Source organism: Actinoplanes utahensis (genome assembly GCF_016862455.1).
Classification (GTDB): Bacteria; Actinomycetota; Actinomycetes; order Mycobacteriales; family Micromonosporaceae; genus Actinoplanes; species Actinoplanes utahensis.
The window spans coordinates 21742-44434 of the sequence record NZ_BOMZ01000052.1 but is presented as its reverse complement, the minus strand read 5'-3'; the positions used below and the strand labels follow the sequence as shown (position 1 = coordinate 44434).

The following is a 22693-nucleotide window of genomic DNA, read 5'->3' as shown; positions in this document are numbered from 1 at the left end:
CCACGACCATCAGCCGGTGACGCGGCTCACTCCTTCGTACGGTGCCGGAAAGCCCGACCTCACAAAGGTGGTGAATTCCGTGCCGGCATCCGCCGATAGATACCTCGAAGTGCAGCGCTCCGAGGAGTTCGCTGAACTGCGCCACAGGCTGCGCCGCTTCATCTTCCCCACGACCGTCGCCTTCATCCTCTGGTACGCGCTCTACGTGCTGCTCTCCGCGTACGCGCGGGACTTCATGGCCATCAAGCTGATCGGCAACATCAACGTCGCCCTGCTCCTGGGCGTCCTGCAGTTCGTCTCCACGTTCCTGATCGCGTGGTACTACGCGCGATACGCGGCCAAGGAGCTCGACCCCCGGGCCGACGCCATCCTGCACTCGGTCGACGAGACGCCGGCGGCCACCAGCACCGACGGGAGCGCTCAGTGACCGTCCCCGCCTTCCTGGCCGCCGAGGCGTCCACCAGCACCTCGCGCACCCTGACCATCACCCTGTTCCTGGTCTTCGTGGCGATCACCCTGGGCATCACCGTCTGGGCCAGCCGGCAGACCAAGACCGCCACCGACTTCTACGCCGGCGGCCGGCAGTTCTCCGGCTTCCAGAACGGTATGGCGATCGGCGGCGACTACATGTCGGCGGCGTCCTTCCTGGGCATCGCCGGCCTGATCGCCCTGTACGGCTACGACGGCTTCCTGTACTCGATCGGCTTCCTGGTCGCCTGGCTGGTCGCGCTGCTGCTGGTCGCCGAGTTCCTGCGCAACTCGGGCCGCTACACGATGGCCGACGTGCTGGCCTTCCGGATGCGCCAGCGCCCGGTGCGTACCGCGGCGAGCGTCTCCACCATCGTGGTGTCGGTCTTCTACCTGATCGCCCAGATGGTCGGCGCCGGCGCGCTGGTCTCGCTGCTGCTCGGCATCAAGCCGGACACCACGTTCCTGGGCATGGACGCCGGTACCGCCAAGGTCGCCACGATCATCCTGGTCGGCGCCCTGATGATCGTCTACGTGACGGTCGGCGGCATGAAGGGCACCACCTACGTCCAGATCGTCAAGGCGTTCATGCTGATGGGCGGCGCCCTGATCATGACGCTGATGGTGCTGGCGCACTACAAGTTCAACCTGTCGGCGCTGCTCGGCGACGCCGCCGCGCAGTCCGGCAAGGGCGAGAAGTTCCTGGAACCCGGCGGGCGGTACGGCGTCCAGGTCGAAGGGAACGCGCTGCAGACCTTCTACAACAAGATGGATCTGCTCTCGCTGGGTCTCGCGCTGGTCCTCGGCACGGCCGGCCTACCGCACATCCTGACCCGCTTCTACACCGTGCCGACCAGCCGGATCGCGCGTAAGAGCGTGCTCTGGGCGATCGGCATCATCGGTACTTTCTACCTGTTCACCCTGGCGCTGGGCTTCGGCGCGGCGGCCCTGGTGGGCGGCGCGAACATCCAGGCACAGGACAAGGCCGGCAACACCGCGGCGCCACAGCTCGCCCAGCAGCTCGGCCTCGATTATCTGGGCGGGGAGACCGGCGGCGCGATCATGCTGGCCGTGATCGCCGCGGTCGCCTTCGCCACCATCCTCGCCGTGGTCGCCGGACTCACCCTGGCCTCGTCGTCGAGCCTCGCGCACGACTTCTACGCCAGCGTGATCAAGCGGGGCAAGGCCTCCGAGCGCGAGGAGGTCGGCGTCGCCCGGATCTCCGCCCTGATCATCGGCGCGATCGCGATCGCCCTGTCGATCTTCGCGCAGAACCTGAACGTCGCCTTCCTGGTGGCGCTCGCGTTCGCGGTGGCGGCGTCGGCGAACCTGCCGGCGATCCTCTACAGCCTGTTCTGGAAGCGGTTCAACACCGCGGGCGCGCTCTGGTCCATCTACGGTGGCCTGATCAGCGCGGTCGTCCTGGTGTTCTTCTCACCGGTGGTGTCCGGCACGGCCACCGCGATGTTCCCGAACCAGGACTGGCAGTTCTTCCCGCTGTCCAACCCCGGCATCATCTCGATCCCGCTCGGCTTCTTCTTCGGCTGGCTCGGCACGGTCGTCTCCAAGGAGACCGACCCGAAGAAGTACGCGGAGCTCGAAGTCCGGTCTCTCACCGGGCACGGGGCCCACTGACCTTGTTCAGTGCACGGGCCGGCGTAGTCGCCGACGCCGGCCCGTGTCCGCCCGATTACTCTCCTCCTACCTTCGTGCCGAAGCGTCGTGACGGAACGGATCAGCGGCGCGCACTCCGTAACCTGGAACGCATGTCAGCCACCACCTCCCCCAGCGGCAACTCCTCCGGACGAGCGTCCGTGCCCGGGCCCGGGCGTCCCGATCGGGACCGGCCCTCGTACGGTGGTGACGGCAACGGTCCCGGTGGGCGCCCGCCCGGCGGCACCGGTCGTTCCTACGGCGGTGGCAGCCGTCGCCCCCGGCCCCGATGGGGCCGCATCGCTCTCGTGGCGGGCGTGCTGATCGCGGTCATCGCCCTGATCGCCGGCATCTCGGCGTGGGGATACGTCTCCGGCCTGGACGACAATCTCAAGCGGACCAACGCCTTCACCGAGCTCAAGGAGCGGCCGCCCGCGGCCGTCGAGGGCGCCTTCAACATCCTGCTGATCGGCACCGACTCGCGTGACCCCGACGCCAAGCAGGACGCGGCCAACAAGTGGCGCGCCGACACGCTGATCCTCATGCACGTGCCGGCCGACCACAAGTCCGCCCAGCTCATCTCGATTCCGCGAGACCTGTGGGTGAACATCCCGAACGGCAACAGCGCGCCGTGCAGTTCCGGCAGCCGAGCCAAGATCAACGCGGCGTTCGCCTTCGGTGGCATCCCCCGCGCGGTCCGCACCGTCGAGTGCATGACCGACGTGCGCATCGACCACGTCATGGCGATCGACTTCGGCGGCTTCAAGGAGGTCACCGACGCGCTCGGCGGCGTCGACCTCTACGTGGAGCAGGACGCCAAGTCGATCCACAAGCCCTTCCGCCAGTTCAAGAAGGGCACCATGCACATGAACGGCGAGGAGGCGCTGGACTGGATCCGGCAGCGCTACCAGTTCCCCCGCGGCGACTTCGCCCGGATGCAGCACCAGCAGGACTTCCTCAAGGCGCTGATGGACAAGGCGGCGAGCGGCGGCACCCTGGGCAACCCGGCCAAGCTCACCTCCTTCCTCAACTCGGTGACCGATGCGCTCACCGTCGACGAGAACTTCTCCCTCAAGGACATGGCGTTCGAGTTGAAGGGCCTGCGCAGCGAGAACCTGACGTTCCTGACCAGCCCCAACAAGGGCAGCGAGACGATCAACGGACAGTCCGTGGTGGTCTCCGACCGGGAGAAGGCGCTGGGGCTCTACAAGGCCGTGGCCGCCGACAAGATGAGCGAGTGGCTGACGGCTAACCCGCAGAAGAAGAAGTGACCCGCCCGGCCACTCCGATCCCCGCCCCTGGAACGGAATCACGACCTCCCGGCCGTAGTCTGTTTCCGTGTTCGGACCCCAGGTACCCAGCGTCACCGCTGATCAAGTTGCTGCCGGCTCCTACCTGCTCGACGTGCGCGAGCCGGACGAGTGGGAGGCCGGCCACGCGCCCGGCGCGCACCACCTGCCGATGATGGAGGTGCCGGCCCGGATGGCCGAGGTGCCCACCGACGGTGAGGTCGTCGTGGTGTGCCGGGCCGGCGGCCGGTCCGGTCAGGTCGTCGCCTACCTGATGAACAACGGGTGGGACAACGTGCGCAACCTCGACGGCGGCATGCAGTCCTGGGCTGCGCTCGGCAAGGACATCGTCACCGACAACGGGCAGCCCGCCCGCGTGCTGTGAGCGACGGGTACCGCCCGCTGGTCATCGCGCACCGCGGTGGCGCCGACGCGCTGCCCGAGCACACCCTCGGGGCCTATCTGCGCGCGCTCGACGAGGGCGCGGACGGGCTGGAGTGCGATGTCCGGCTGACCCGGGACGGCCATCTGGTCTGCGTGCACGACAGCAAGCTGGAGCGCACCAGCAACGGCCGGGGCCGGGTCAGCGCGAAGACCCTGGCGGAGCTGGACGCGCTGGACTTCGGGTCCTGGCATCCCGGTTTCGACAAGGATCTGCCGGAGCTGTCCCGGCTGCTCACCCTGGAGCGGCTGCTGGGGGCGGTCCGCGACAGCGGGCGGCAGGTCCGGCTGCTGATCGAGACCAAACACCCGTCGCGGTACGGGGCCGAGGTGGAACGCCGGCTCGTCGGGATGCTGCGTCAGCACGGCCTGGCGGACCCGAAACCGGACGACGACGTACAGGTCACCGTGATGTCCTTCGCGGCCCTCGCGTTGCGCCGGATCCGCGCCCAGGCGCCCGGCCTGCCCACGGTGTACCTGATGGAGATGGCGGCGCCCGGGGTCGGCCGGGGCCGCCTGCCGTTCGGCGCGCGGACCGCGGGGCCCGGCGTCGAGCTGGTCCGGGCGAAACCCGGGCTGCTGCCGGCGATCAAGGCGGCCGGCCACCAGGCGTACGTCTGGACGGTCAACCTCCCGGAGGATCTGGAGCTCGTGCTGGGACACCGGGTGGACGCCGTGATCACGGACCGTCCACGGTTCGTGCTCGACCATCTCGATCGGATGTGACCTGTACCACTAGAGCCTGGTCACCCATAAGGATCCGCTTAGGTTCGTCTGCCGAAAACCCGGCGGGCGAGGCAGACTCGCAGACATGCCGGACCGCCCCGACTATGCGGCCCTGACCCTGGGTCAGGTCGCGGTCCTCGGCCGCCTCGACTCCGGCGACGCGGGCCTCGACGTGCTGCAGGAACTGGTCCGGCTGGCCACCGAGGCGCTCGGGGCGTGCGGCGCGGCCTTCGCCGAGTTCGCCGCCGGCCAGGGCCGCGTCATCGCCGCCACCGGGATCTGCGAGCCGATCCTCGGCCGCCCGGCCGCGCACGTCGACGGTGATCTCGCCGGGCTGATCGAGAGCGGCGCCGTGCGGCACACGCTGAGCGCCCGCCACGAGCACGCCGGCTCCCTGCACGTGTACTTCGACGACCCCGTCGCGCCCGGCCCCGAGCACCAGGCGGTGGCGGACCTGCTGGCCGCCCTCATCGGGCGGCTCTACCACCTCGGGGCGGGCCTTCCCGCGCACGGCGAGCCCGCGCCGGAGGAGGTGCGCCGCCACGCGGACCGGGATCTGTGGGTCGCGGTGACCAGCCACGAGCTGCGCACCCCGGTCACCGTGATCAAGGGGTACGCGGACACGCTCACCAACCACTGGGACACCCTCGGCGAGGACGGCAGGCACGAGGCGGTCCGGGTGATCCGCACCCGGGCCGGTGAGCTGGCCCGCCTGGTGGACCGGCTGCTCTCCGCCGCGAGCGAGGAGGACGGCTCGGTCGGCGGTTCCCCGGCCGGACCGTTCGACCTGGTCGAGGCGTTACGGGCGGCCGCCGCCGAGCTGCCCGGCGATCTGCGGGAACGGTTGCTGCTGGCGCACCTGCCCGAGGACCTGCCGAAGGCGTACGGGCACCGCGACTCGATCGCCACCGTGCTCACCGAACTCGTCACGAACGCGGAGAAATACTCCGACCCGGACACCACGGTCGAGGTGTGCGCCGGCGCCGACGACGACACACTGCGATTCCGGGTCTCCGACCGCGGGGCGGGAATCGCGCCGGACCACGTCGAACACGCCTTCGACAGATACTGGCAGGCCGACTCCGGGCACCACCGGGCCGGCGCCGGGCTCGGCCTCTACCTGGTCCGCAGACTGGTGGAGCGGCAGAACGGCTGGGTCTCGCTGCGCCCGCGCGAGGACGGCGGCACCGTCGCCGAGGTCCGCCTGCCCCGCGCATAAGCCCGCGTGGGGAGTTGCGGCCGAGATACCCACGCCTCAAGCCCGGCGAGCCCACGTGTGAGGGGCGCACCTAGCGGCCGAAATAAAGACACGGGGTGGGGCACGTCACCGGATCGCGGGACGGACCGCCTACGCTGGTTCCCCGTGAGCAAGCGTCGCAAGTCCCGCGAAACCGCACCGAAGACGAAGGTGCGCGACATCTTCGTCGCCCGCCCGTTCGAGGGCCTGGCCGACGAGCCGGAATGGGTCGCCCTGCGCGAGCTGGTCCCGGCCGCGTCCGCGCCGCTGACCCTCAAGCCGGAGATCGTCGAGGAGTACGGCGACCGCTCGGTCACCCTCTCCACGGTGCTGCCGATGGCCTGGCCGGCGATGTCCCGCCGGGACGGGCAGATCTTCATCGGCCTGCAGCGGCACGTCCAGTCCGGTGACGTCTCCCGTGACCTGGCCGTGGCGATCCTGAACGCGCTGGCGACCGAGCCCGGCGACACCGTCCCGGTGCCGGCCCTGCCCGGCGAGGGCCCGCGCCTTCAGGACATCCTGGTCGACAACCCGCTCGAGATCACCATGCACGACGGGTTCGAGTACTGGCTGGACGCCGAGCAGATGCAGGACGCCACCGTGAAGGCGTCGCTGGAACGGGCCAACGCGTCGATCTACCCGACCGTGCGGCTGGCCGCGGCCAAGGCGGCGTACTGGTGCCGGGTCGCGCTGGACAAGAGCCACGTGCGCTGGGTGCTGTCCGAGCCGGAGGACAGGGCACTGGACGCGCTGTCCCGGCTGTCGGCCGCGGGTGACCTGCTGCTGGGTGAGGACACCAAGTTCGCCGGGATGTTCCGGGCGCACGGCCTGCTGGTGCCGGTCTGGGACGTGCCGGGTGAGCCGGAGGGCGCCGACTTCGAGGCGCCGCTCGCCGACTTCGCCAAGCGGTACGCCGACATCCTGGCCGTGGACGAACCGCTGGACGCGGCCGCCCGGCGCGCCAAGCAGGGCCTCATCGGCCGCCAGCTGACGCTGCGATAGCCCACTTTCTCCGCAGCGTGTGGCGTGCGCGTGCGCGTGACGGCCGGACCGGGTTCGGGGCGCATGACGGCCGGGCCGGGTTCGAGTGCGCGTGACGGCCGAATTCCACACGCTCGGCGGGACGTTCGGCGTTCGGCGGAAGCCGGGCCGCGCGCTCCCGCCTCTTTCGTGGGGTGAGGGCGCGTGGCCCGTACCGTCACCGGGAATTGATCTTGATTTAGCCGAGTGGATCGCGCTGGATCGGGCAGCTCATGCAGCGCGGGCCGCCGCGGCCCGAGCCCAGCTCGGATCCGCTGATCCGGACCACCTCGATGCCGGCCCGTTCCAGCTGGGCGTTGGTCTCGACGTTGCGCTCGTAGGCGACGCACAGCCGGGGCGCGATGGCCAGGGTGTTGTTGCCGTCGTCCCACTGCTCGCGCTCGGCGGTGACCGGGTCGAGGCCGGTGTCGATGACCCGCAGCCGGTCGATGCGCATCGCCTCGGCCGCCGCCTCCAGGAACGGGCGTGGGTGATGGACCCGCAGCTCGTCGTCGGCGCCCGCGGTGATCGTCCAGGCCTGCAGGCTGTGTGCCAGGTTCGGGTACATCACCACGGCGTCGGCGTCCACCATCGTGCAGACGGTGTCCAGATGCATCGTGGCGCGTTCCTGAGCGATCGGCACGGCCAGCACGGTGTGCGCCAGACCGGCCGCGATCACCCGCTGGGCCAGACGCTCGGCGCCGGCCGGGGTGGTCCGCTCGCCGACGCCGATCGCCAGCACGTCCGGCGCCATCACCAGCACGTCACCGCCCTCCACGTGCTCCAGCGACGGGTCGAAGAGCAGCTCGGCGCCGGCAAAACGCGGATGATGCCGATAGATCGCGTGGGTGAGCGTGGTCTCCCGGCGACGGGCCCGCATGGCGAGGCTGGTGACCGCCACCCGGTCCCGCACCCAGACCGACGAGTCACGGGTGAACAGCAGGTTGGGCAGCGGGTCGATGACGAAGTCGTGCCGGTCCATCATCTCGTAGACCAGGCCGCCACCGCCCGGTTTGATCTCCTCGTGCGCGAGGCCGGCGACCAGCACCTCGGCGAGCCGGGCGGGCTCCTGGTCGGCCAGGTAGTCGGCGACGCTCGCGCGCAGAGTGTCGCCGAGCCGGCGGTCGGACAGGACGCTCGCGGTGAGCTCGGTCCGTGCCTCCGGCAGGGTCAGCGTCTCGGCGAGCAGGTCACCGAGGTACAGCACCTCGACGCCGCGGCTGCGCAGCGCCTCGGCGAAGGCGTCGTGCTCCTCTTGGGCACGGCTCACCCACGGGATGCCGTCGAAGAGGAGGGTGTCGTTGTTGCGCGGGGTCAGGCGCGCTAGTTCCGCTGCCGGACGGTGCAGCAGTACGGTACGGAGGCGGGCGACTTCACTGTCGACGTACACCCGAAAGAGGTTATCCCGTACCGAGCGCTACCGTGCCGTGACGTTGTGCCTAGATCCTGGGACAGTCATGCACTGGTTCGAACGGGCAGCTAGCTTGGGAAGGCAAGATGCACCATCCGAAATAAAAAGTTGCCGTGAATGTGGCATTCATCCCCTCTCATTCCCACTCACCGGTCTGTTCCGTAGGGATACGATCACGTACGGTAGTTGGATAGAGAGAGCCCGATTGACCTTTTGCCGGAGGTCGCAGTGACTGTCTTCCCTACCCGTTCCGCGCTGCCCATGACGTCTCAAGCGCTCACACCCATCGAGCGCAAGCATCCGGGTTCCGTTCTCGAGGACACCCAGCGGATGCCCAGCCCCGCCGAGTGGGCGCGCCGCCGACGCGCCGAACGCGGCGCCCGCCGCATCGAGGCCGCCGGGGCCCGAGCACTCACCCGCCTCGACCGCCTCGGGCCGAACTGGCACATCGTGGACTGGCCGCGGACCGATCTCGGCCAGGCCTACTACGAGCCGGACCCCGCCGACGAGCGCGCCGGATTCCTGGCGATCGGCCCCGGCGGCATCTACGCCGTCACGGTGACCGACCAGGGTCGCAACCGCGTGCTGATCGCCGGCGACGTGGTACAGATCAACGGCAAGCGCCCGGCGTACATCGCCGAGGCCCGCCGGGACGCCCGCCGCGCCGCCAAGGCCCTCACCGCCGTCGTGGGGCTCAACGTCCCGGTCACCGCCGTGCTGACCTTCGTGGGCACCGGTGTGATCAGCGTCCACGGTCTGCCGAAGGACTGTCTGGTCTCCACCGACAAGGAACTCGACCGCCTGCTGATCGCCGGTGGCTCGAAGATCTCCCCGGCCACCGCGGCCAAGCTGACCGCCGTCGCGGAGCACCCGGGCACCTGGTCGAACGCGCCCTATCGGCCGGGTCTTGACTACTCTTCGTACGGCAACGGACAGACTGCCGCTGACAAGCGGCTGACCCGCCGGTAACGTTCCTTGCGACGCCGTCGACGGCCGGCGCGAGTCGGCCGTCGGTGTGAAGCAGAGCGAGGAGGAGCCGGTGGCGCATGTTGAGCTCTCCCTCTCGGGAGCGTTCGTTCCGCAGGCCCGGACACCGTCGGAGGTCGAGTTCGTCACCAGCGTCGAGCGCTGGACGATGACCGTCGCGGCCGCCGACGAGCCATGCCTGATCCTCGGCGTCGACGGCACGATCCTCGCCGTGTCGCCGTCCGCCAGCGAGCTGCTCGGGCTGGGCAAGCCCGCCGAGGCGCTCGGCCGGCGGCTCAGCACCGCGCTCCACCTGATCGACTTCACGGCGGGCGGCAGCCGCCTGGAGGACCCCGAGGCGGAGAACATCCCGCCCCTGCTGGCGCTGCGCAGCGAGCGGCTGGCCCGTGGCCTGATGCGGGTCGTTCCGGGCGAGGACGAGGCTCCCCTCACCGTCGACGCGGTCTCCACTCCGCTGATGGCGGGCGACCGGGTGGGCGGCACGTTGACCTTCCTGTCCCCGGTGCGGTACTGACGTCCCTTTTGTTCGGCGCGGTGTGGTGTTCACCGCAGGTGGCAACCATTGGTTGTTACACAGCCGCAACGTAGTCTGCGAGCATGCTGGATCTAGACCTGTTACCGGGTGAATACGCGGTGTGTCGGCTTCCGGCCGGAACATCCCTGCCCGCCTCCCTTACCGCAGGTCCGGACGACAAGAGCGTCATCTCGGTGACCTGGGGCGTCGACGAGATCTCGGTGATCTGCCCGAACGACCGGGTGCCCACCGGCGCGGAGGCCGACACCGCCTGGCGATGTCTGCGCGTGTCCGACCTCAACCTGGCCATGCACGGGGTGCTCGCCTCGCTCGTCGGCCCGCTCGCCGAGGCCCGGGTCAACATCGTGACCTTCTCGACGTACGACACGGATTACCTCCTGGTGCCGGCCGTGCGGCTCACCGAGGCGGTCAACACCCTCACTTCGGCCGGGCACCGCATCGCCAGCTGACCGTTCGGTCCCTACCATGTCAACGTGTTCCCCCGCACACGTTGGCTCGTCCCGGCGCTGGTCCTGCTGCTGACCGGCGCCTGCGGCACACCGCCCGAGCCGCTGCCGACCGGACCGCCACGGCCCCACGCCAGCATCAGCCTGCCGTCCGGTGGCCTCGTGCCGCCGGCGGCGCCCACGACGGCGACGTACACGCTGCCGCCGCCGACGCAGACCTTCACCGTGCCGCCGGTGCCGACGACCCTCCCGACGACCACACCGACGACCGCACCGACGCCCTCGCCCAGCCCGACTCCCTCGCACGCGGCCCGCTGCACGGGGCAGCCGACCGGCGCGCAGATCATCGAGCTGGCCCGAAAGGAGGCGGGCGTGCCCGACGGGAGTCTGACGGTCACCGATGGGCCGTACTGCTCGGGGACGTGGAGCTTCACCACGCTCGGCATGACCGGGGCCGAGCCGCTGTCGGTGGTCGCCACCGGCGCCGGGGCCACCCTCCAGTTCGTCACCGCCGGCACCGACGTGTGCAATCCACAGGTCAAAGCACAGGCCCCGGCCGGCATCAGGGTCCTCGCCTGCGCCTATTGATTGACTAGACTCCGCACATGCCCGGAACGCCGCCCACCCGTTTCACGTACCTCGGCCCCGAGGGCACCTTCACCGAGGCCGCCCTGCGCACCATTCCCGCCGCCGAGCACGGGGTGCGCACGCCCGCGCGCAGCGTTCCCGAGGCCATCGAGGCGGTGCGCACCGGTGAGGCCGACGCCGCCCTGGTGCCCCTGGAGAATTCGGTGGGCGGCGCCGTCCCGGTCACCCTCGACGAGCTGATCATCGGCAGCCCGGTGATGATCACCCGCGAGGTGCTGCTACCGGTCGAGTTCGTGCTCGCCGCCCGGACGGCGACCCCGCTGGCGGAGATCCGCTCGGTGGCCGCGCACCCGCAGGCCTCCGCCCAGTGCCGGCACTGGCTGCGGGCCAACCTGCCCGACGCCGTCGTCGTCGACGTGCTCTCCAACGCGGCGGCGGCGATCAGCGCGGCCTCCGGCGAGCACGACGCCGCGCTGTGCGCCCCGATCGGCGTGGGCCGCAACAACCTCATCGTGCTCGCCGAGAAGGTCGCCGACCGGGCCGAGGCGGTCACCCGCTTCGCACTGCTCACCCGGCCGGGCGCGCCGGCCACGCCGACCGGCGACGACGTCACCTCGCTGGCGCTGTGGATCCGCCACGATCAGGTCGGCGCGCTGCTGGCGGTGCTGACCGAGCTGGCGGTGCGCGGCATCAACCTGTCCCGGATCGAGTCCCGCCCGACCGGCGAGCAGCTCGGGACGTACGTGTTCTTTCTCGACTGCACCGGCCACGTCGCCGAGCCCCGTCTCGGCGAGGCGCTCCAGGGCCTGCGCCGGATCTGCGCCGAGGTGCGGTTCCTCGGGAGTTACCCCAAGCACCGGCTGCAGCCGGAGCCGCCGGTCGCCGCGCCGCCGAACCTCTCCGACGGCGACTTCGCGAACTCGGCGGCCTGGCTCGCCGGCCTGCGCTCCAGCGGCGTCTAGCAAGACGTCGCCACGAGCCCCGCGGAAGACCTCCGGCGCCCGATCAGCCCCAGCCGAGATCGTGCAGGCGCTGGTCGTCGATGCCGAAGTGGTGAGCGATCTCGTGTACCACGGTGATCGCGACCTCCTCCACCACGTCGTCCTCGGAGTCGCAGACCTTGAGCGTGGGCAGGCGGTAGATGGTGATCCGGTCGGGCAGCGTGCCGGCGTAATCCCAGCCGCGCTCGGTCAGCGCCGTGCCCTCGTAAAGGCCGAGCAGGTCGTCACTGCCGTCCTCGGGCCGGTCCTCGACCAGGAAGACGACGTTGTTCATCAGGGAGAGAAGCGCGACGGGGACCTCGTCGAGGGCCTCGCCCACCAGCTCCTCGAAACGTTCGGGACTCATGTCGACGGGCACGAGCCCATTGTGCCCGGATCACCGGCACGGCCAGAAGGGCCGCGCCGGGACCGTGAAACGTGTGTCAGGCGAGCTTCGCGACCAGGCTGATCGCGGCGCCCGGGCTCAGCAGGCGGGAGATCGGGCAGTTCTCCTTGGCGGCGGTGGCCAGCTCCTGGAACTTGGCGTCGTCGATGCCGGGCACGTCGCCGACGGTCTCCAGGTCGATGCGGGAGACACCGAAACCGGCGTCGGTCTTGTCCAGGTGAACCTTGGCGACGGTCTCCACCGAGGTGGGGGTGAAGCCCGCGTCGGCGAGCCCCTTCGAGAAGGCCATCGAGAAGCAGCCGGCGTGCGCGGCCGCGATCAGCTCCTCAGGGTTGGTCCCCTCGCCCTCCTCGAAGCGCGACTTGAAGGAGTAGGCGCCCTGGAGGCCACCCTTGCCAGTCTTGACGGTGCCGGAACCCTCGGTGAGGTTCCCTTCCCAGCGGGCAGAAGAAGAACGAATAGGCATGTCCAGCACGCTAGCCGATATCCCGCTCGTTGGTTCGCAGACCGGGCGGCCATGATGGATCCCATGGCTTCGGAACCCCCGCCCGACGACACGGTCATCAGCTTCGGTGAGCCCACCCGGCGCAGCGTCCTGCGGGACCTGGGCACCGACCGGCGGCTGCCGATGCTCACCGCGTCCCTGGCCGCCGTCGCCGCGTTCGGGTCGCTGATCTCCGAGTGGCAGACCACCACCGTGAACGAGGCGGTGATCAACAGCGAGGGCGCGACCGGCAGCCGGGTCCTGACGACCGGGCTGATCGATCTCGGCGCGCCCGGCGCCGGATACCTGGCCGGTCTCCTGGTCATGACGACCGCGATCGTGCTGGTCCTGTTCGGCCCGGCCGCCGGCAAGGGGCACGCGCGGCTCGCCGGGTTCGCCGCCGGCGGGGTCCTGCTGGCCCTGCTGCTGGCGCTGGTCGGCCCGCTCGGCGACTTCAGCCTGCTGATCCCGCGGTACTTCACCATGGAGGTGTCCGGCGAGGAGATCCGGGTGGCGCACGGGCGCGGCCTGTGGTGCGCGATCGCCGCGGTGGGCCTCGGGCTGATCGCGCTCCAGCTGCCCGCCGCCACCACCACCGACGACGTCCGGCCGGCCGCCCCGGCACGGAAGGTGGAGGCGCCCGACGAGCCACTCGACCTGACCATCTCGCCGGCCACACCGTTCGCGTCGCACCCGGGCGACCTGGACCAGCCGCACCGATCGTGACACCGGGGGATATCCGGGTGATGAACGGACCGGGACGCCGGTAGGCTCGACAACCGTGATTGACCTGCGTCTGCTTCGCGAAGACCCCGACCTGATCCGCGCCAGCCAGCGGTTGCGTGGTGAGTCCACCGAGCTCGTGGACGGCCTGCTGAGTGCCGACGAGGAGCGCCGGGCCGCCACCCAGCGGTTCGAGGCGGTCCGGGCGGAGCAGAAGTCCATCGGCAAGGAGGTCGCGAAGGCTTCCGGGGACGAGCGGGCGGCGCTGCTGGCCCGTACCAAGGAGTTGGCCCTCGAAGTGAAAGCGGCCGAGGCCGCGGCGAGCGAGGCCGAACAGACGCTGCGCAAGGCCCACCTGGCCGTGTCGAACGTGGTCGAGGGCGCCCCGCCCGGCGGTGAGGACGACTTCGTCGTGCTGCGTGAGGTCGGCGACATCCCGCGGATCGAGGCGCCGAAGGACCACCTGGAGATCGGCGAGGCGCTGCGGGCGATCGACACCGAGCGCGGGGCCAAGGTGTCCGGGTCGCGGTTCTACTTCCTCACCGGCGTCGGCGCGCTGCTCCAGCTCGGCATGCTCCAGCTGGCCATCCAGCAGGCGGTCGAGCACGGGTTCACGCCGTCGATCACGCCGACCCTGGTGCGCCCGGAGTCGATGGAGGGCACCGGGTTCCTCGGGGCGCACGCCAGCGAGATCTACCGGCTCGAGGCCGACGACCTCTACCTGGTCGGCACCTCGGAGGTAGCGCTCGCGGCGTACCACTCGAACGAGATCCTCGACCTGAGCAGCGGGCCGTCGCGGTTCGCCGGCTGGTCGACGTGTTACCGGCGGGAAGCCGGGTCGCACGGCAAGGACGTGCGCGGCATCCTGCGGGTCCACCAGTTCGACAAGGTGGAGATGTTCTCGTTCTGCAAGCCCGAGGACGCGGCCGAGGAGCACCTGCGGCTGCTCGCCATGGAGGAGGAGATGCTGGCCAAGGTCGAGATCCCGTACCGGGTGATCGATGTGGCCGCCGGTGACCTCGGGTCGAGCGCGGTCCGCAAGTTCGACTGCGAGGCGTGGGTGCCGTCGCAGAGCCGGTACCGGGAGGTCACCTCGACCTCGAACTGCACCACGTTCCAGGCGCGCCGGCTCAACATCCGGTACCGGGACGAGAACGGCAAGCCGCAGACCGCCGCGACCCTGAACGGGACACTCGCGACGACCCGGTGGCTGATCCCGATCCTGGAGAACCACCAGCAGCCGGACGGTTCGGTGCGGGTGCCGAAGGCGCTGCAGCCGTTCCTCGGCGGCCGCGAGGTTCTGGAACCCGCCAAGTAACGATCTCGTCATCGAGCGGCTACCAGCTGTCATGGCAGCTGGTGGCCGCTCGGGTGTACCGTTCTCCTTCCGCCCTCCGCGGGGGTTTGCCGACCCTCGGAGGTTTCCATGAAACCTGGGCTCCCCAAGCTGATCGCCACAGATCTGGACGGCACCCTCGTTCGCAGCGACGACACCGTCTCGGCACGCACCCATGAGGTCCTCGACCGGGTCCGCGCCGCCGGCATCCGGATCGTCGCCGCCACCGGCCGCGGCCCGCGTCTCACCTCGCTCACCCGCAACGACATCCGGGTCGCCGACTTCCTCGTGCTGGCCCAGGGCGGCTGGGTCCTGGACCTGGCCGACTCGCGTTACCTGCGGCAGGCCCGGATGCCCGGCACCGCGCTCGGTGAGGCGCTCGGCGCGCTGGAGTCGGCGGCCGGCCCGCTGTCGGTGATGTTCGAGGCCCTCGAACACGACGACTCCCCGCTCTGGGGCGACTACGACCCGACCTGGCGTTACCCGGTGACCGTCGAGTCCCGGACCCGGGCCGAGTGCCTGGCCGGCGAAGTGATCAAGGCGTTCGCCCGGTCCTTCGACCTGGGCGTGGACGAGCTGCTGGACGCGGCCCGCCGGGTGGTGCCGCCGGACCTGGCGACCGTCACCCAGGCCGGCCTCGACTACGTGGAGATCTGCCCGGCCGGCGTCGACAAGGGCACCGGCCTGTCGGTGGTCGCCGAGGCCGTCGGGGTGGACCCGGCCGACGTGCTGGTCTTCGGCGACATGCCGAACGACCTGCCGATGTTCGCGTGGGCCGGCTGGGGCCGGGTCGCTGTCGCCAACGCGCACCCGTCGCTGCTGGCGGCCGCCGACGATGTGACACTCGCCAATGACGAGGACGGCGTGGCCGACTACCTGGACCGGCTATTGTCGCGGTGATGGGACCTTTCCGCCTCGTCGCCTCCGACATCGACGGCACCCTGATCACCGGCGACCGCACACTGAGCCCTCGCACCCTCGACGTGCTGAGCCGTGTCCCGGTCCCGGTGGTCGTGGTCACCGGGAGGCCGCTCCGCTGGCTCGATCAGCTCTTCGAGCAGCTGCCGGCCCCGTTGCCGGCGATCTGCGCCAACGGCGCGGTCATCTACGACCCGGACACCGACACCGTGCTGCGCACCGAGACGCTGCCGGTCGACCTGCTGCTCGACGTCACCAAGCAGTTGCGCGACGCGGTGCCGGACATCTCGCTGGCCGTCGAGGTCGAGGACGGGCGCGCCTTCCTGCACGAGGACACCTGGACCATCCGGTGGGAGCACGACCACCGCGTCCGGGTGATCGCCTCCCCGGAGGAGCTGACCTCGGCGCCGGCCGTCAAACTGCTGGCCCGCTCGTCGACCGCCGACCCCGACGAGTTCCTCGAGCTGGTCAGCAGCACGCTGGGCGACCGGGTCGAGGCCACCCGATCCTCGTCGTCGGCCCTGGTGGAGATCTCCGCGGCGGGCGTGACGAAAGCGGCCGGTCTGGCCTGGTATTGCGAACGGCACGGCATCACCGCCGACCAGGTGGTCGCCTTCGGCGACATGCCCAACGACATTCCGCTGCTGAGCTGGGCGGGCCGGGGTGTCGCGGTCGGCAACGCCCATCCCGCGCTGCGCGCGGTCGCCGACGAGGTCACCGGCACCAACGACGACGACGGCGTCGCGGTCTACCTGTCGTCCCTTTTCGACCTCTGATCTCGTACGGTCGTCGCCGCTCTCCGCCGGACAGCGGCCGTCCCGCCTGCTCCGCGCGAGGTGGGTGCGGTGGGTTGCGGCCGACACGCGGGCTGCGGGCTGATGCGGTGGTTCCGCTCACCCCCTCTACGGGCTCGCCGCCCGTCCACACCCGCTCCAACAGCTCGCGTGGCGATCTACGGCTCGAATCGGACCGCAGCTCTCCACGCACGCCTCGGCAGCTTGTGTGGCGATCTGCGGCTCGAATCGGACCGCGGATGCCCACGGACGCTTCGGGAGCACATGCGTGGCGGCCTACGGCTTGGATCGGGCCACAGATCTCCACGCGAGGTGGTGTGGAGATCTGTGGGGCGTCGACCACCGCTTCGGCCCGCAGGCCGCGTTATGGCCTTGCGCCGGGACCACCTCGCGCGGAGAAGGCTGGACGGGTCTCGTCGGGCGGGACGGTCCCGGGCGTACAAAGAATGCGATTTTAAAGGTATTGACCGGTGCGACCGGTGATGTCGGTCTGGCCGGTGGGCTGCTTGCCGGGGATGACGCCGCCCATCGGCAGCGCGGGCCGGCCGGGGACGCCACCGCGCATCTGCTCGAGCTGGAGGCGGGCGGCCATCTGCTGAGCGACGAGCGCGGCCTGGATGCCGTGGAAGAGGCCCTCCAGCCAGCCGACCAACTGCGCCTGGGCGATGCGCAGTTCGGAATCGCTGGGCGGCGTCTCACCCTCGAACGGCAGGGACAGACGCTCCAGCTCCTCGCGCAACTCGGGGGCCAGGCCGTCCTCCAGCTCGGCGATCGAGCGCTGGTGGATCTCCCGCAGGCGACCGCGGCTGGCATCGTCGAGCGGAGCGGCGCGCACCTCCTCGAGCAGCTGCTTGATCATGCTGCCGATGCGCATGACCTTCGCCGGCTGCTCGATGAGGTTGCCCGGCTCCTCCGGGGTGAGCGAGCCGTCCGACTCGAACGTGCCCATCGGACGGCCGTCGGGGCCCACGACGATGACGGAGCCGTCTTCCGTGTGCTCAGTGGTGCGGTTGTCGTCGGTCATGCGATCCATCTTTGCGCACGGGTTCGAGCGATGCTCGTTTCAGGGGCGGAGTTCAGCAACCGCACATTTGACGCTGCCGCCGCCGCGCTTGAGCTCGGAGAGGTCCACATGAACCGGGAGGTATCCCGCCTCCCGCACCTTGCGCCCCATGGCGGTCGCTTCGGTGTTGAGGATCACATGACGGCCGTCGCTGACCAGGTTCAGACCGAACGCCTCGGCGTCGTCCCGGTCGGCGATCACCGCGTCCGGGAAGAGCCGCTCCAGGACCCGCTGCGAGCCCGGGGAGAAGGCGCCAGGATAGTAGGTGACGTTCTGGTCGTCCAGGGCGGCCAGCGCGGTGTCCAGGTGGTAGAACGCCGGGTCGATCAGCTGGAGGGAGATCACCGGGCGGCCCAGCACCTCCTGCGCCTCGGCGTGCGCGGCCGGATCAGTGCGGTAGCCGTGACCGGCGAGGACCAGGCCACCGTGGGCCTGCGGCAGGTAGGCGAAGTCGCCCTCACCCTCGTTGACCTGCGCGGGCGCCACGAACTTCCAGCCTTCGGCCAGGTAGAAAGCCTGGTGGGCGACGGCCTCGGCGGCCCGCTGCGGGTGCAGGAACCGGGCGCCGTAGACGGTGCCGTCGACGGAGAAGGCACCGTTCGCCGAGTAGACCATGTCGGGCAGGCCGGGCTCCGGGTCGAGCACGTGCACGACGTGTCCGAGGCCGGTGAGCGTGGTCCGGAGCTCTTCCCACTGTTGGAGAGCGAGGGCGGTGTCCACCGCCACCGTGGTGTCCATCCAGGGGTTGATGGCGTACTCGACCGTGAAATGCTTAGGGGGACACATCAGATATGTCCTGTTTCGCGGCAAGCGCTCCGTGTAGCTCATGAGGTTAAAGAGTAAGTAGGCTAGGTTGCAGCAAACAGCTCGAAATCTTGCTCTCTGGAGGCGGATCGTTGCAGATGGACGCCGTCGACCAGCGAATCATTGCGTTGCTGGTCGCTGATGCCCGCGCCTCGTACGCCGAGATCGGCGCCAAGGTGTCGCTCTCGGCCCCCGCGGTGAAGCGGCGCGTCGATCGGCTGCGCTCCACCGGCGTGATCAAGGGATTCACCGCCGTCATCGAGCCGTCCGCCGTGGGCTGGACGACCGAGGCGTTCGTCGAGCTGTTCTGCACCGGGCGGACCACCCCGGCCCAGATCACCGTGGCGACCCGGCGGCATCCCGAGGTGATCGGGGCCTACACCGTCTCCGGGCAGGCGGACGCGCTCGTGCACCTGCGGGCCGCCGACATCGGCCACCTGGAACAGGCGCTGGAAAGGCTGCGGGCGGAGCCGTTCGTGACGTCCACCCGCAGCATGGTCGTGCTGTCGCGGCTGGTGGAGGCACCGACCGCGATCCCGCTGAGCTCCTAGAGGTACATCCCCGGGCGGTGGCTGTCGTCGCCCGACTTCGGGGTGGTCGGCTTGTCGCCCTCACCGAAGAATCGTTTGCCGCCGAACTCGCCGTGCAGCCGGTCGTCCAGCTCGTCGGCCAGCCCGGTCATCACCTGCACCGCCAGCATCAGGTGGATGGCCTGGAAATTGCGGCCGAAGACCGGGATCGACGCCCAGACCGTGTCCTGCGCGCAGTAGAGGCGGCCGATCGGCATCCGGTTGGTCAGCTCGGAGAGCTTCACATAGAGCTGCTCGCTCGGCTCGACCTCGGTCAGGATCGGGGAGAAGACGTCGACCAGGGGCGGGTTGTCCCGGACCCGGACGAACACCATCGCCGAACCGGCCCGGATGCCGATGTCACCGTCGGCGTCGACCTGCAACTGGTCGACGGTGGTCTTGGACATGGTGGCGACGACCGTACGAACCCGCTCGTCCAGCGGCACCACGTCGTCGGCGACCCCGGCGAGCGCCGCGTGCAGGGCCTCGTCGTCGTCCAGGTCGTCCAGGCTCAGGCTGGACTCGATGCTCGGCTCGTGCCGGGCGGTGCCGAGCGGACTCGCCTCGATCGGCTCGTCCTCCTCGTCGTGCACCAGGTAGACCAGGAAGGCGGGGTGCGGAGCGCCGTGGACGTCCCGCAGCGTCCGGGTGATGATCGTGGCGAGCTGCGCGGCGTTGTCCTGCGCGGACCGCAGACCGAACGAGTCGCCCGAGCCGGCCAGCACACCCGGCGGCGACCAGCCCAGAGCGACCAGGTCGGCGACCGCCGCCCGATCCATCCGGAACTCCTGCGGCAGGGCCGCGTTACCGACCGCGAGCGCCTCGACGACGCCCTCCGGCAGCACCCGGAGACTCACCGAGTAGACCGCCGTGCCGGTGCCCGAGGCCGTCGGGTCCAGCGTGAGGTCGATGTGGGAGCCCGGTTGCAGGGTCGGCAGCAGGCCGGCCAGCGCCGCGGCGAACTCGCGCCACGCCTGGGTGACCTTGGCCCGTAGGTCGGCCGTGGTCGGCTCGTCGAGGAGTCCGCCTTCGTACGCCTCGCCAGCGGCTTCTGCCGTCATGATCGCACCTCCGTCCCCGTCACCCTATCGAGCGAGCCGGGTCCAGCGTGGACCGGTGGGTTTCATTCGGCGGGCTTGGCCCGGCCGACCGCCAGGGCGCTTATCCTCGCCGCCGCGTCGGCCGGATCGGCGCCCGCGGCGACGGCGAGCCCGAGAAGGTACGCCGAGACGGGCGCCCCGGGCCGCAGCACGTTGTGTGCCACATCCCGCGCCACGTCGAGCACCTCCTTGGCCGGCACCTGGACGTCACCGAGGCCCAGCTCAGCGACCACCTCCGCCACCCAGTCGTCGAGTTCGCTCATTGGGCCCACTCCTCCGCGGTGCGCAGGTCGTCGTCGGTGTCGCAGTCGAACCACGGCGGCGGTCCCGGGCGACGCCACGACACCTCCGCCACCCGCGAGAGTTGCAGCAGCTCACGCACCGGCGCGCCGTGCAGCCCGCCGCGCGCTTCGGCGAGCCGGGTCAGCGCCGTCCGCAGCCCCGACGTCCGCCACACACCGCAGAGCAGTTGCAGGTGGCCGTCGCTGTCCCGGTAGAGCGCCCCGTCCATCGGCGCCGACTCCAGGGTGAGCCGCAGCACGTCGATCGCCTCGCCGGTGAGCAACGGCAGGTCGGCCGCGAGCAACGCCGTGTAGGTCACCTTCTCCGGCACCAGGGCGAGCCCCGCCGCGGCGGCCGCGACCGGGCCGCCTCCCGCCGGCTCCTCGCGCGTGACGTGCACCGGAACCGGGAAGTCGGCCGGTATCCGCCCGACCACGACGCGCGGGTCGGCGTCGTGCACCGCCGCCAGCACCCTGGTCAGCATCGACTGGCCGGCCACCGTCAGAGTCGGCTTGTCGGCACCGCCCATCCGCCGTGCCGCACCACCGGCCAAGACCACTGCCGCGAATCCCCCCACGTGAGTACCGTATCCCGAGCGCGTGCCGGACGTGACCACGCGCTCGGTTCGACGCCATAAGGGGACGGCCATGGGTAGGAGCACGACCCGTCGGTCGGTCGTCACGATCGATGTCAGCGCGCCACCGCGGACCCGGCGCCGCCAGGACCATGTGGCGGCCGAGGAGCCGCTGGAGATCCGGGTGCGGAGGAAACCGCTCGCGGTCACCATGCGCACCCCGGGCGACGACATCGATCTCGCCATGGGGTTCCTGCTCAGCGAGGGCGTGATCCACCGGGCCGAGGACGTGACGACGGCCCAGCTGTGTGCGGGGACGGACACGCCGAACACGTACAACGTGGTGGACGTGGTGCTCGATCCGAGCGTGCCGCCGCCGGTCACCGATCCGAGCCGCAACTTCTACACCACCAGCTCGTGCGGGGTCTGCGGCAAGGCCAGCATCGACGCGGTACGCACTCGATCGCCCCACGACGTCGCCGCCGACCCCCTGGAGATCTCGGCCCGCACCCTGGCCGGGCTTCCGGAGAAGCTGCGGGCCGCCCAGCGTGCCTTCGACCGGACCGGCGGCCTGCACGCCGCCGGTCTCTTCACCGCCGCCGGCGAGCTGCTGGTGCTGCGCGAGGACGTGGGCCGGCACAACGCCGTCGACAAGGTGCTCGGGTGGGCGCTGCGGGAGGGCCGTCTGCCGCTGGCCGGGCATGTGCTGATGGTGTCCGGCCGGGCCAGTTTCGAGCTCACCCAGAAAGCCTGGATGGCCGGGTTGCCGTTGCTGGCGGCCGTCTCCGCGCCCAGCACTCTCGCCGTGGAACTGGCGGAGGAGGCCGGGATGACGCTTGTCGGCTTCCTCCGCGAGCCCACCATGAACGTCTACTCCGGGGCCCACCGTGTCACCGTGCCCGGCGAGATCCCGTGATCGAGCAATTCGTCGAGCATGCGGGCGAGTTGGTGGCCGGGTTCGGCGAGGAGCGCCCGGTTCACCGCGACCCGGGCCAGCGCGCCCAGACCGGCCCGCCAGGCGGTGAATCCGAGCAGGCAGGCCGGGGCCGGGACGTAGACCGGCTCGACCCGGCGTAACACGTCGGTCCAGAGCGAGATACGCCAGTCGTCGGCGCCGCACCTGTCGAGCGCGTAGTCCTCGGTGGCCCGGTCCACCAGCAGCACGCCGATCCAGGCGACGTCGTCGTCGGTCAGCGCGGCGCCGGCGCGATAGCGCTTCTCGACCTCGCGGACGGCGAGGCGGCCGGCCTGCTTGATCCGCCGGCCGGCCCGCTCGTCCGTCAGCAGGCCGGCGAACCTGCCGCGGGCCCGTTCGGTGGCCGCCACCATCGCCTGCCGGGCCTGCCCCTCCACCGCCGCGACCTGGGTGACCAGGTCCGCCCGGCTGGGCAGCGCCACATGGCCCAGATAGGTCGCCCGGGCCGCGATCACACTGTCCGGCGGCAGGCAGAGCCCGCCGTCGGGCGGACAGCAGCGCGGTTCGCTGCACAGGTACGACCACCAGCGCCCGTCCGAGACCCGGATCGCGTCGGAGACGCGCACCTCGACGACGCGCAGAGCCTCGACCAGGTGCATGGTCATCGGGGTGATCCGCTGCGGCGGGCCGTAACCGACGATCACCACCGCCTGCGGTTCCTGGCGGGCGATCGTCACGGCGATCTCCGCGGCTCCGGCCCGGAGCACCTCGGCGCCCAATCCCGGCGGCGGCAGGTCGAAGCAGGCGCCGAACTCCAGGTCGTGCCCGCGCAGGCCGATCAGCGCGACAGCGTCGTGCGGGTGATAACCCAGCAGGTACGGCAGGGCCGCGAGGAACTCGGCGGGCGTACCGAGGGGGAGCGAGCAGTCGGATCTCATGCCGG

At 70.6% G+C, this 22693-nt stretch carries 27 protein-coding genes; 18 read left to right on the top strand and 9 right to left on the bottom strand.

Annotation, left to right across the window (positions count from 1 at the left end; all coding sequences use genetic code 11):
• Positions 1–70: 70 nt before the first annotated feature.
• The 7 genes from Aut01nite_RS20290 (at position 71) to Aut01nite_RS20260 (ending at position 6816) form a co-directional block, all read left to right on the top strand.
• Positions 71–427: a DUF485 domain-containing protein gene (locus Aut01nite_RS20290; RefSeq protein WP_236643160.1), complete on the top strand. Its 357-nt coding sequence runs from the start codon at positions 71–73 to the stop codon at positions 425–427.
• On the top strand, positions 424–2103 hold the full coding sequence (locus tag Aut01nite_RS20285; protein ID WP_152629104.1) for a monocarboxylic acid transporter: 1680 nt from the start codon (positions 424–426) through the stop codon (positions 2101–2103). The genes Aut01nite_RS20290 and Aut01nite_RS20285 overlap by 4 nt, the downstream gene beginning before the upstream one ends.
• A gap of 131 nt (positions 2104–2234) precedes the next feature.
• Positions 2235–3392 (top strand): LCP family protein, encoded by a 1158-nt coding sequence (locus tag Aut01nite_RS20280; protein ID WP_043532870.1) that lies wholly within the window; start codon positions 2235–2237, stop codon positions 3390–3392.
• Positions 3393–3459: 67 nt separating this feature from the next.
• Positions 3460–3795 carry a rhodanese-like domain-containing protein gene (locus Aut01nite_RS20275; protein WP_043532869.1) on the top strand — a complete coding sequence of 112 codons (336 nt, stop codon included), beginning with the start codon at positions 3460–3462 and terminating at the stop codon, positions 3793–3795.
• Entirely contained in the window at positions 3792–4577 is a 786-nt protein-coding gene (locus tag Aut01nite_RS20270) for a glycerophosphodiester phosphodiesterase (protein ID WP_043532868.1), read from the top strand. The genes Aut01nite_RS20275 and Aut01nite_RS20270 overlap by 4 nt, the downstream gene beginning before the upstream one ends.
• 85 nt (positions 4578–4662) lie before the next feature.
• Complete coding sequence (locus tag Aut01nite_RS20265; protein WP_043532867.1) at positions 4663–5796, top strand: sensor histidine kinase; 1134 nt, start codon at positions 4663–4665, stop codon at positions 5794–5796.
• Between the two features lie 144 nt (positions 5797–5940).
• On the top strand, positions 5941–6816 hold the full coding sequence (locus Aut01nite_RS20260) for a DUF5926 family protein (protein WP_043532866.1): 876 nt from the start codon (positions 5941–5943) through the stop codon (positions 6814–6816).
• Between the two features lie 217 nt (positions 6817–7033).
• Here Aut01nite_RS20260 and Aut01nite_RS20255 read toward each other — a convergent pair whose 3' ends face one another.
• Entirely contained in the window at positions 7034–8224 is a 1191-nt protein-coding gene (locus tag Aut01nite_RS20255) for an arginine deiminase (RefSeq protein ID WP_043532865.1), read from the bottom strand.
• Between the two features lie 249 nt (positions 8225–8473).
• Between Aut01nite_RS20255 and Aut01nite_RS20250 the strand changes: the two genes are divergently transcribed.
• The 5 genes from Aut01nite_RS20250 to pheA all read left to right on the top strand — a co-directional run bounded on the left by Aut01nite_RS20250 (position 8474) and on the right by pheA (position 11763).
• Positions 8474–9214, top strand: a complete 741-nt coding sequence (locus tag Aut01nite_RS20250) for a hypothetical protein (RefSeq protein ID WP_043532864.1) — start codon at positions 8474–8476, stop codon at positions 9212–9214.
• Positions 9215–9284: 70 nt separating this feature from the next.
• A complete protein-coding gene (locus tag Aut01nite_RS20245; RefSeq protein WP_043532919.1) occupies positions 9285–9746 on the top strand; it encodes a PAS domain-containing protein in 462 nt (153 codons plus the stop codon).
• 83 nt (positions 9747–9829) lie between these two features.
• Entirely contained in the window at positions 9830–10216 is a 387-nt protein-coding gene (locus Aut01nite_RS20240; protein ID WP_043532863.1) for an ACT domain-containing protein, read from the top strand.
• Positions 10217–10240: 24 nt separating this feature from the next.
• Complete coding sequence (locus tag Aut01nite_RS20235; protein ID WP_052164545.1) at positions 10241–10801, top strand: hypothetical protein; 561 nt, start codon at positions 10241–10243, stop codon at positions 10799–10801.
• Positions 10802–10818: 17 nt separating this feature from the next.
• Entirely contained in the window at positions 10819–11763 is a 945-nt protein-coding gene (gene pheA / locus Aut01nite_RS20230; RefSeq protein ID WP_043532862.1) for a prephenate dehydratase, read from the top strand.
• Positions 11764–11806: 43 nt separating this feature from the next.
• Here the strand turns inward: pheA and Aut01nite_RS20225 are convergent, their stop codons facing one another.
• Positions 11807–12148 carry a metallopeptidase family protein gene (locus tag Aut01nite_RS20225; protein ID WP_173476748.1) on the bottom strand — a complete coding sequence of 114 codons (342 nt, stop codon included), beginning with the start codon at positions 12146–12148 and terminating at the stop codon, positions 11807–11809.
• A 76-nt stretch (positions 12149–12224) separates the two neighbouring features.
• A complete protein-coding gene (locus tag Aut01nite_RS20220) occupies positions 12225–12653 on the bottom strand; it encodes an OsmC family protein (protein ID WP_043532917.1) in 429 nt (142 codons plus the stop codon).
• A 63-nt stretch (positions 12654–12716) separates the two neighbouring features.
• Between Aut01nite_RS20220 and Aut01nite_RS20215 the strand changes: the two genes are divergently transcribed.
• The 4 genes from Aut01nite_RS20215 (at position 12717) to Aut01nite_RS20200 (ending at position 16424) form a co-directional block, all read left to right on the top strand.
• Entirely contained in the window at positions 12717–13397 is a 681-nt protein-coding gene (locus Aut01nite_RS20215) for a hypothetical protein (protein ID WP_152629103.1), read from the top strand.
• A 55-nt stretch (positions 13398–13452) separates the two neighbouring features.
• Positions 13453–14712: a serine--tRNA ligase gene (serS, locus tag Aut01nite_RS20210; protein WP_043532860.1), complete on the top strand. Its 1260-nt coding sequence runs from the start codon at positions 13453–13455 to the stop codon at positions 14710–14712.
• Between the two features lie 108 nt (positions 14713–14820).
• The gene (locus Aut01nite_RS20205) at positions 14821–15630 is read left to right on the top strand and encodes an HAD family hydrolase (RefSeq protein ID WP_043532859.1); all 810 of its coding nucleotides are present in this window, start codon (positions 14821–14823) and stop codon (positions 15628–15630) included.
• On the top strand, positions 15630–16424 hold the full coding sequence (locus Aut01nite_RS20200) for a Cof-type HAD-IIB family hydrolase (protein ID WP_043532858.1): 795 nt from the start codon (positions 15630–15632) through the stop codon (positions 16422–16424). The genes Aut01nite_RS20205 and Aut01nite_RS20200 overlap by 1 nt, the downstream gene beginning before the upstream one ends.
• A gap of 472 nt (positions 16425–16896) precedes the next feature.
• Here Aut01nite_RS20200 and Aut01nite_RS20195 read toward each other — a convergent pair whose 3' ends face one another.
• Together Aut01nite_RS20195 and ddaH are read right to left on the bottom strand one after the other, a co-directional pair.
• On the bottom strand, positions 16897–17466 hold the full coding sequence (locus Aut01nite_RS20195) for a bacterial proteasome activator family protein (RefSeq protein WP_043532857.1): 570 nt from the start codon (positions 17464–17466) through the stop codon (positions 16897–16899).
• A gap of 39 nt (positions 17467–17505) precedes the next feature.
• Positions 17506–18333 carry a dimethylargininase gene (ddaH, locus tag Aut01nite_RS20190; RefSeq protein ID WP_084000030.1) on the bottom strand — a complete coding sequence of 276 codons (828 nt, stop codon included), beginning with the start codon at positions 18331–18333 and terminating at the stop codon, positions 17506–17508.
• A gap of 68 nt (positions 18334–18401) precedes the next feature.
• On the opposite strand from ddaH, the gene Aut01nite_RS20185 reads away from it, so the two are divergent.
• The gene (locus tag Aut01nite_RS20185; protein ID WP_043532855.1) at positions 18402–18860 is read left to right on the top strand and encodes an Lrp/AsnC family transcriptional regulator; all 459 of its coding nucleotides are present in this window, start codon (positions 18402–18404) and stop codon (positions 18858–18860) included.
• Here Aut01nite_RS20185 and Aut01nite_RS20180 read toward each other — a convergent pair.
• From Aut01nite_RS20180 to Aut01nite_RS20170, 3 genes are all read right to left on the bottom strand, one after another.
• Positions 18857–19939 (bottom strand): T3SS (YopN, CesT) and YbjN peptide-binding chaperone 1, encoded by a 1083-nt coding sequence (locus Aut01nite_RS20180; protein WP_043532854.1) that lies wholly within the window; start codon positions 19937–19939, stop codon positions 18857–18859. The genes Aut01nite_RS20185 and Aut01nite_RS20180 overlap by 4 nt on opposite strands.
• Before the next feature lie 62 nt (positions 19940–20001).
• Positions 20002–20241 (bottom strand): DUF6457 domain-containing protein, encoded by a 240-nt coding sequence (locus Aut01nite_RS20175; RefSeq protein ID WP_043532853.1) that lies wholly within the window; start codon positions 20239–20241, stop codon positions 20002–20004.
• Positions 20238–20837: an NTP transferase domain-containing protein gene (locus tag Aut01nite_RS20170; RefSeq protein WP_236643159.1), complete on the bottom strand. Its 600-nt coding sequence runs from the start codon at positions 20835–20837 to the stop codon at positions 20238–20240. The genes Aut01nite_RS20175 and Aut01nite_RS20170 overlap by 4 nt, the downstream gene beginning before the upstream one ends.
• 70 nt (positions 20838–20907) lie before the next feature.
• On the opposite strand from Aut01nite_RS20170, the gene fdhD reads away from it, so the two are divergent.
• Complete coding sequence (fdhD, locus tag Aut01nite_RS20165; RefSeq protein WP_043532851.1) at positions 20908–21750, top strand: formate dehydrogenase accessory sulfurtransferase FdhD; 843 nt, start codon at positions 20908–20910, stop codon at positions 21748–21750.
• Here fdhD and Aut01nite_RS20160 read toward each other — a convergent pair.
• Positions 21705–22688: a DUF4192 domain-containing protein gene (locus Aut01nite_RS20160; protein ID WP_043532850.1), complete on the bottom strand. Its 984-nt coding sequence runs from the start codon at positions 22686–22688 to the stop codon at positions 21705–21707. The two genes, fdhD and Aut01nite_RS20160, sit on opposite strands and share 46 nt — an antisense overlap.
• Positions 22689–22693: the final 5 nt, after the last annotated feature.

Coding starts and splice junctions, on each gene's coding strand:
- Aut01nite_RS20195 (WP_043532857.1), bottom strand. CDS start 17,466: ATGACCGACGACAACCGCACCACTGAGCACACGGAAGACGGCTCCGTC.
- Aut01nite_RS20280 (WP_043532870.1), top strand. CDS start 2,235: ATGTCAGCCACCACCTCCCCCAGCGGCAACTCCTCCGGACGAGCGTCC.
- fdhD (WP_043532851.1), top strand. CDS start 20,908: ATGGGTAGGAGCACGACCCGTCGGTCGGTCGTCACGATCGATGTCAGC.
- Aut01nite_RS20175 (WP_043532853.1), bottom strand. CDS start 20,241: ATGAGCGAACTCGACGACTGGGTGGCGGAGGTGGTCGCTGAGCTGGGC.
- Aut01nite_RS20205 (WP_043532859.1), top strand. CDS start 14,821: ATGAAACCTGGGCTCCCCAAGCTGATCGCCACAGATCTGGACGGCACC.
- Aut01nite_RS20200 (WP_043532858.1), top strand. CDS start 15,630: ATGGGACCTTTCCGCCTCGTCGCCTCCGACATCGACGGCACCCTGATC.
- Aut01nite_RS20240 (WP_043532863.1), top strand. CDS start 9,830: ATGCTGGATCTAGACCTGTTACCGGGTGAATACGCGGTGTGTCGGCTT.
- Aut01nite_RS20225 (WP_173476748.1), bottom strand. CDS start 12,148: ATGAGTCCCGAACGTTTCGAGGAGCTGGTGGGCGAGGCCCTCGACGAG.
- pheA (WP_043532862.1), top strand. CDS start 10,819: ATGCCCGGAACGCCGCCCACCCGTTTCACGTACCTCGGCCCCGAGGGC.
- ddaH (WP_084000030.1), bottom strand. CDS start 18,333: ATGAGCTACACGGAGCGCTTGCCGCGAAACAGGACATATCTGATGTGT.
- Aut01nite_RS20180 (WP_043532854.1), bottom strand. CDS start 19,939: ATGACGGCAGAAGCCGCTGGCGAGGCGTACGAAGGCGGACTCCTCGAC.
- Aut01nite_RS20220 (WP_043532917.1), bottom strand. CDS start 12,653: ATGCCTATTCGTTCTTCTTCTGCCCGCTGGGAAGGGAACCTCACCGAG.
- Aut01nite_RS20160 (WP_043532850.1), bottom strand. CDS start 22,688: ATGAGATCCGACTGCTCGCTCCCCCTCGGTACGCCCGCCGAGTTCCTC.
- Aut01nite_RS20215 (WP_152629103.1), top strand. CDS start 12,717: ATGGCTTCGGAACCCCCGCCCGACGACACGGTCATCAGCTTCGGTGAG.
- Aut01nite_RS20265 (WP_043532867.1), top strand. CDS start 4,663: ATGCCGGACCGCCCCGACTATGCGGCCCTGACCCTGGGTCAGGTCGCG.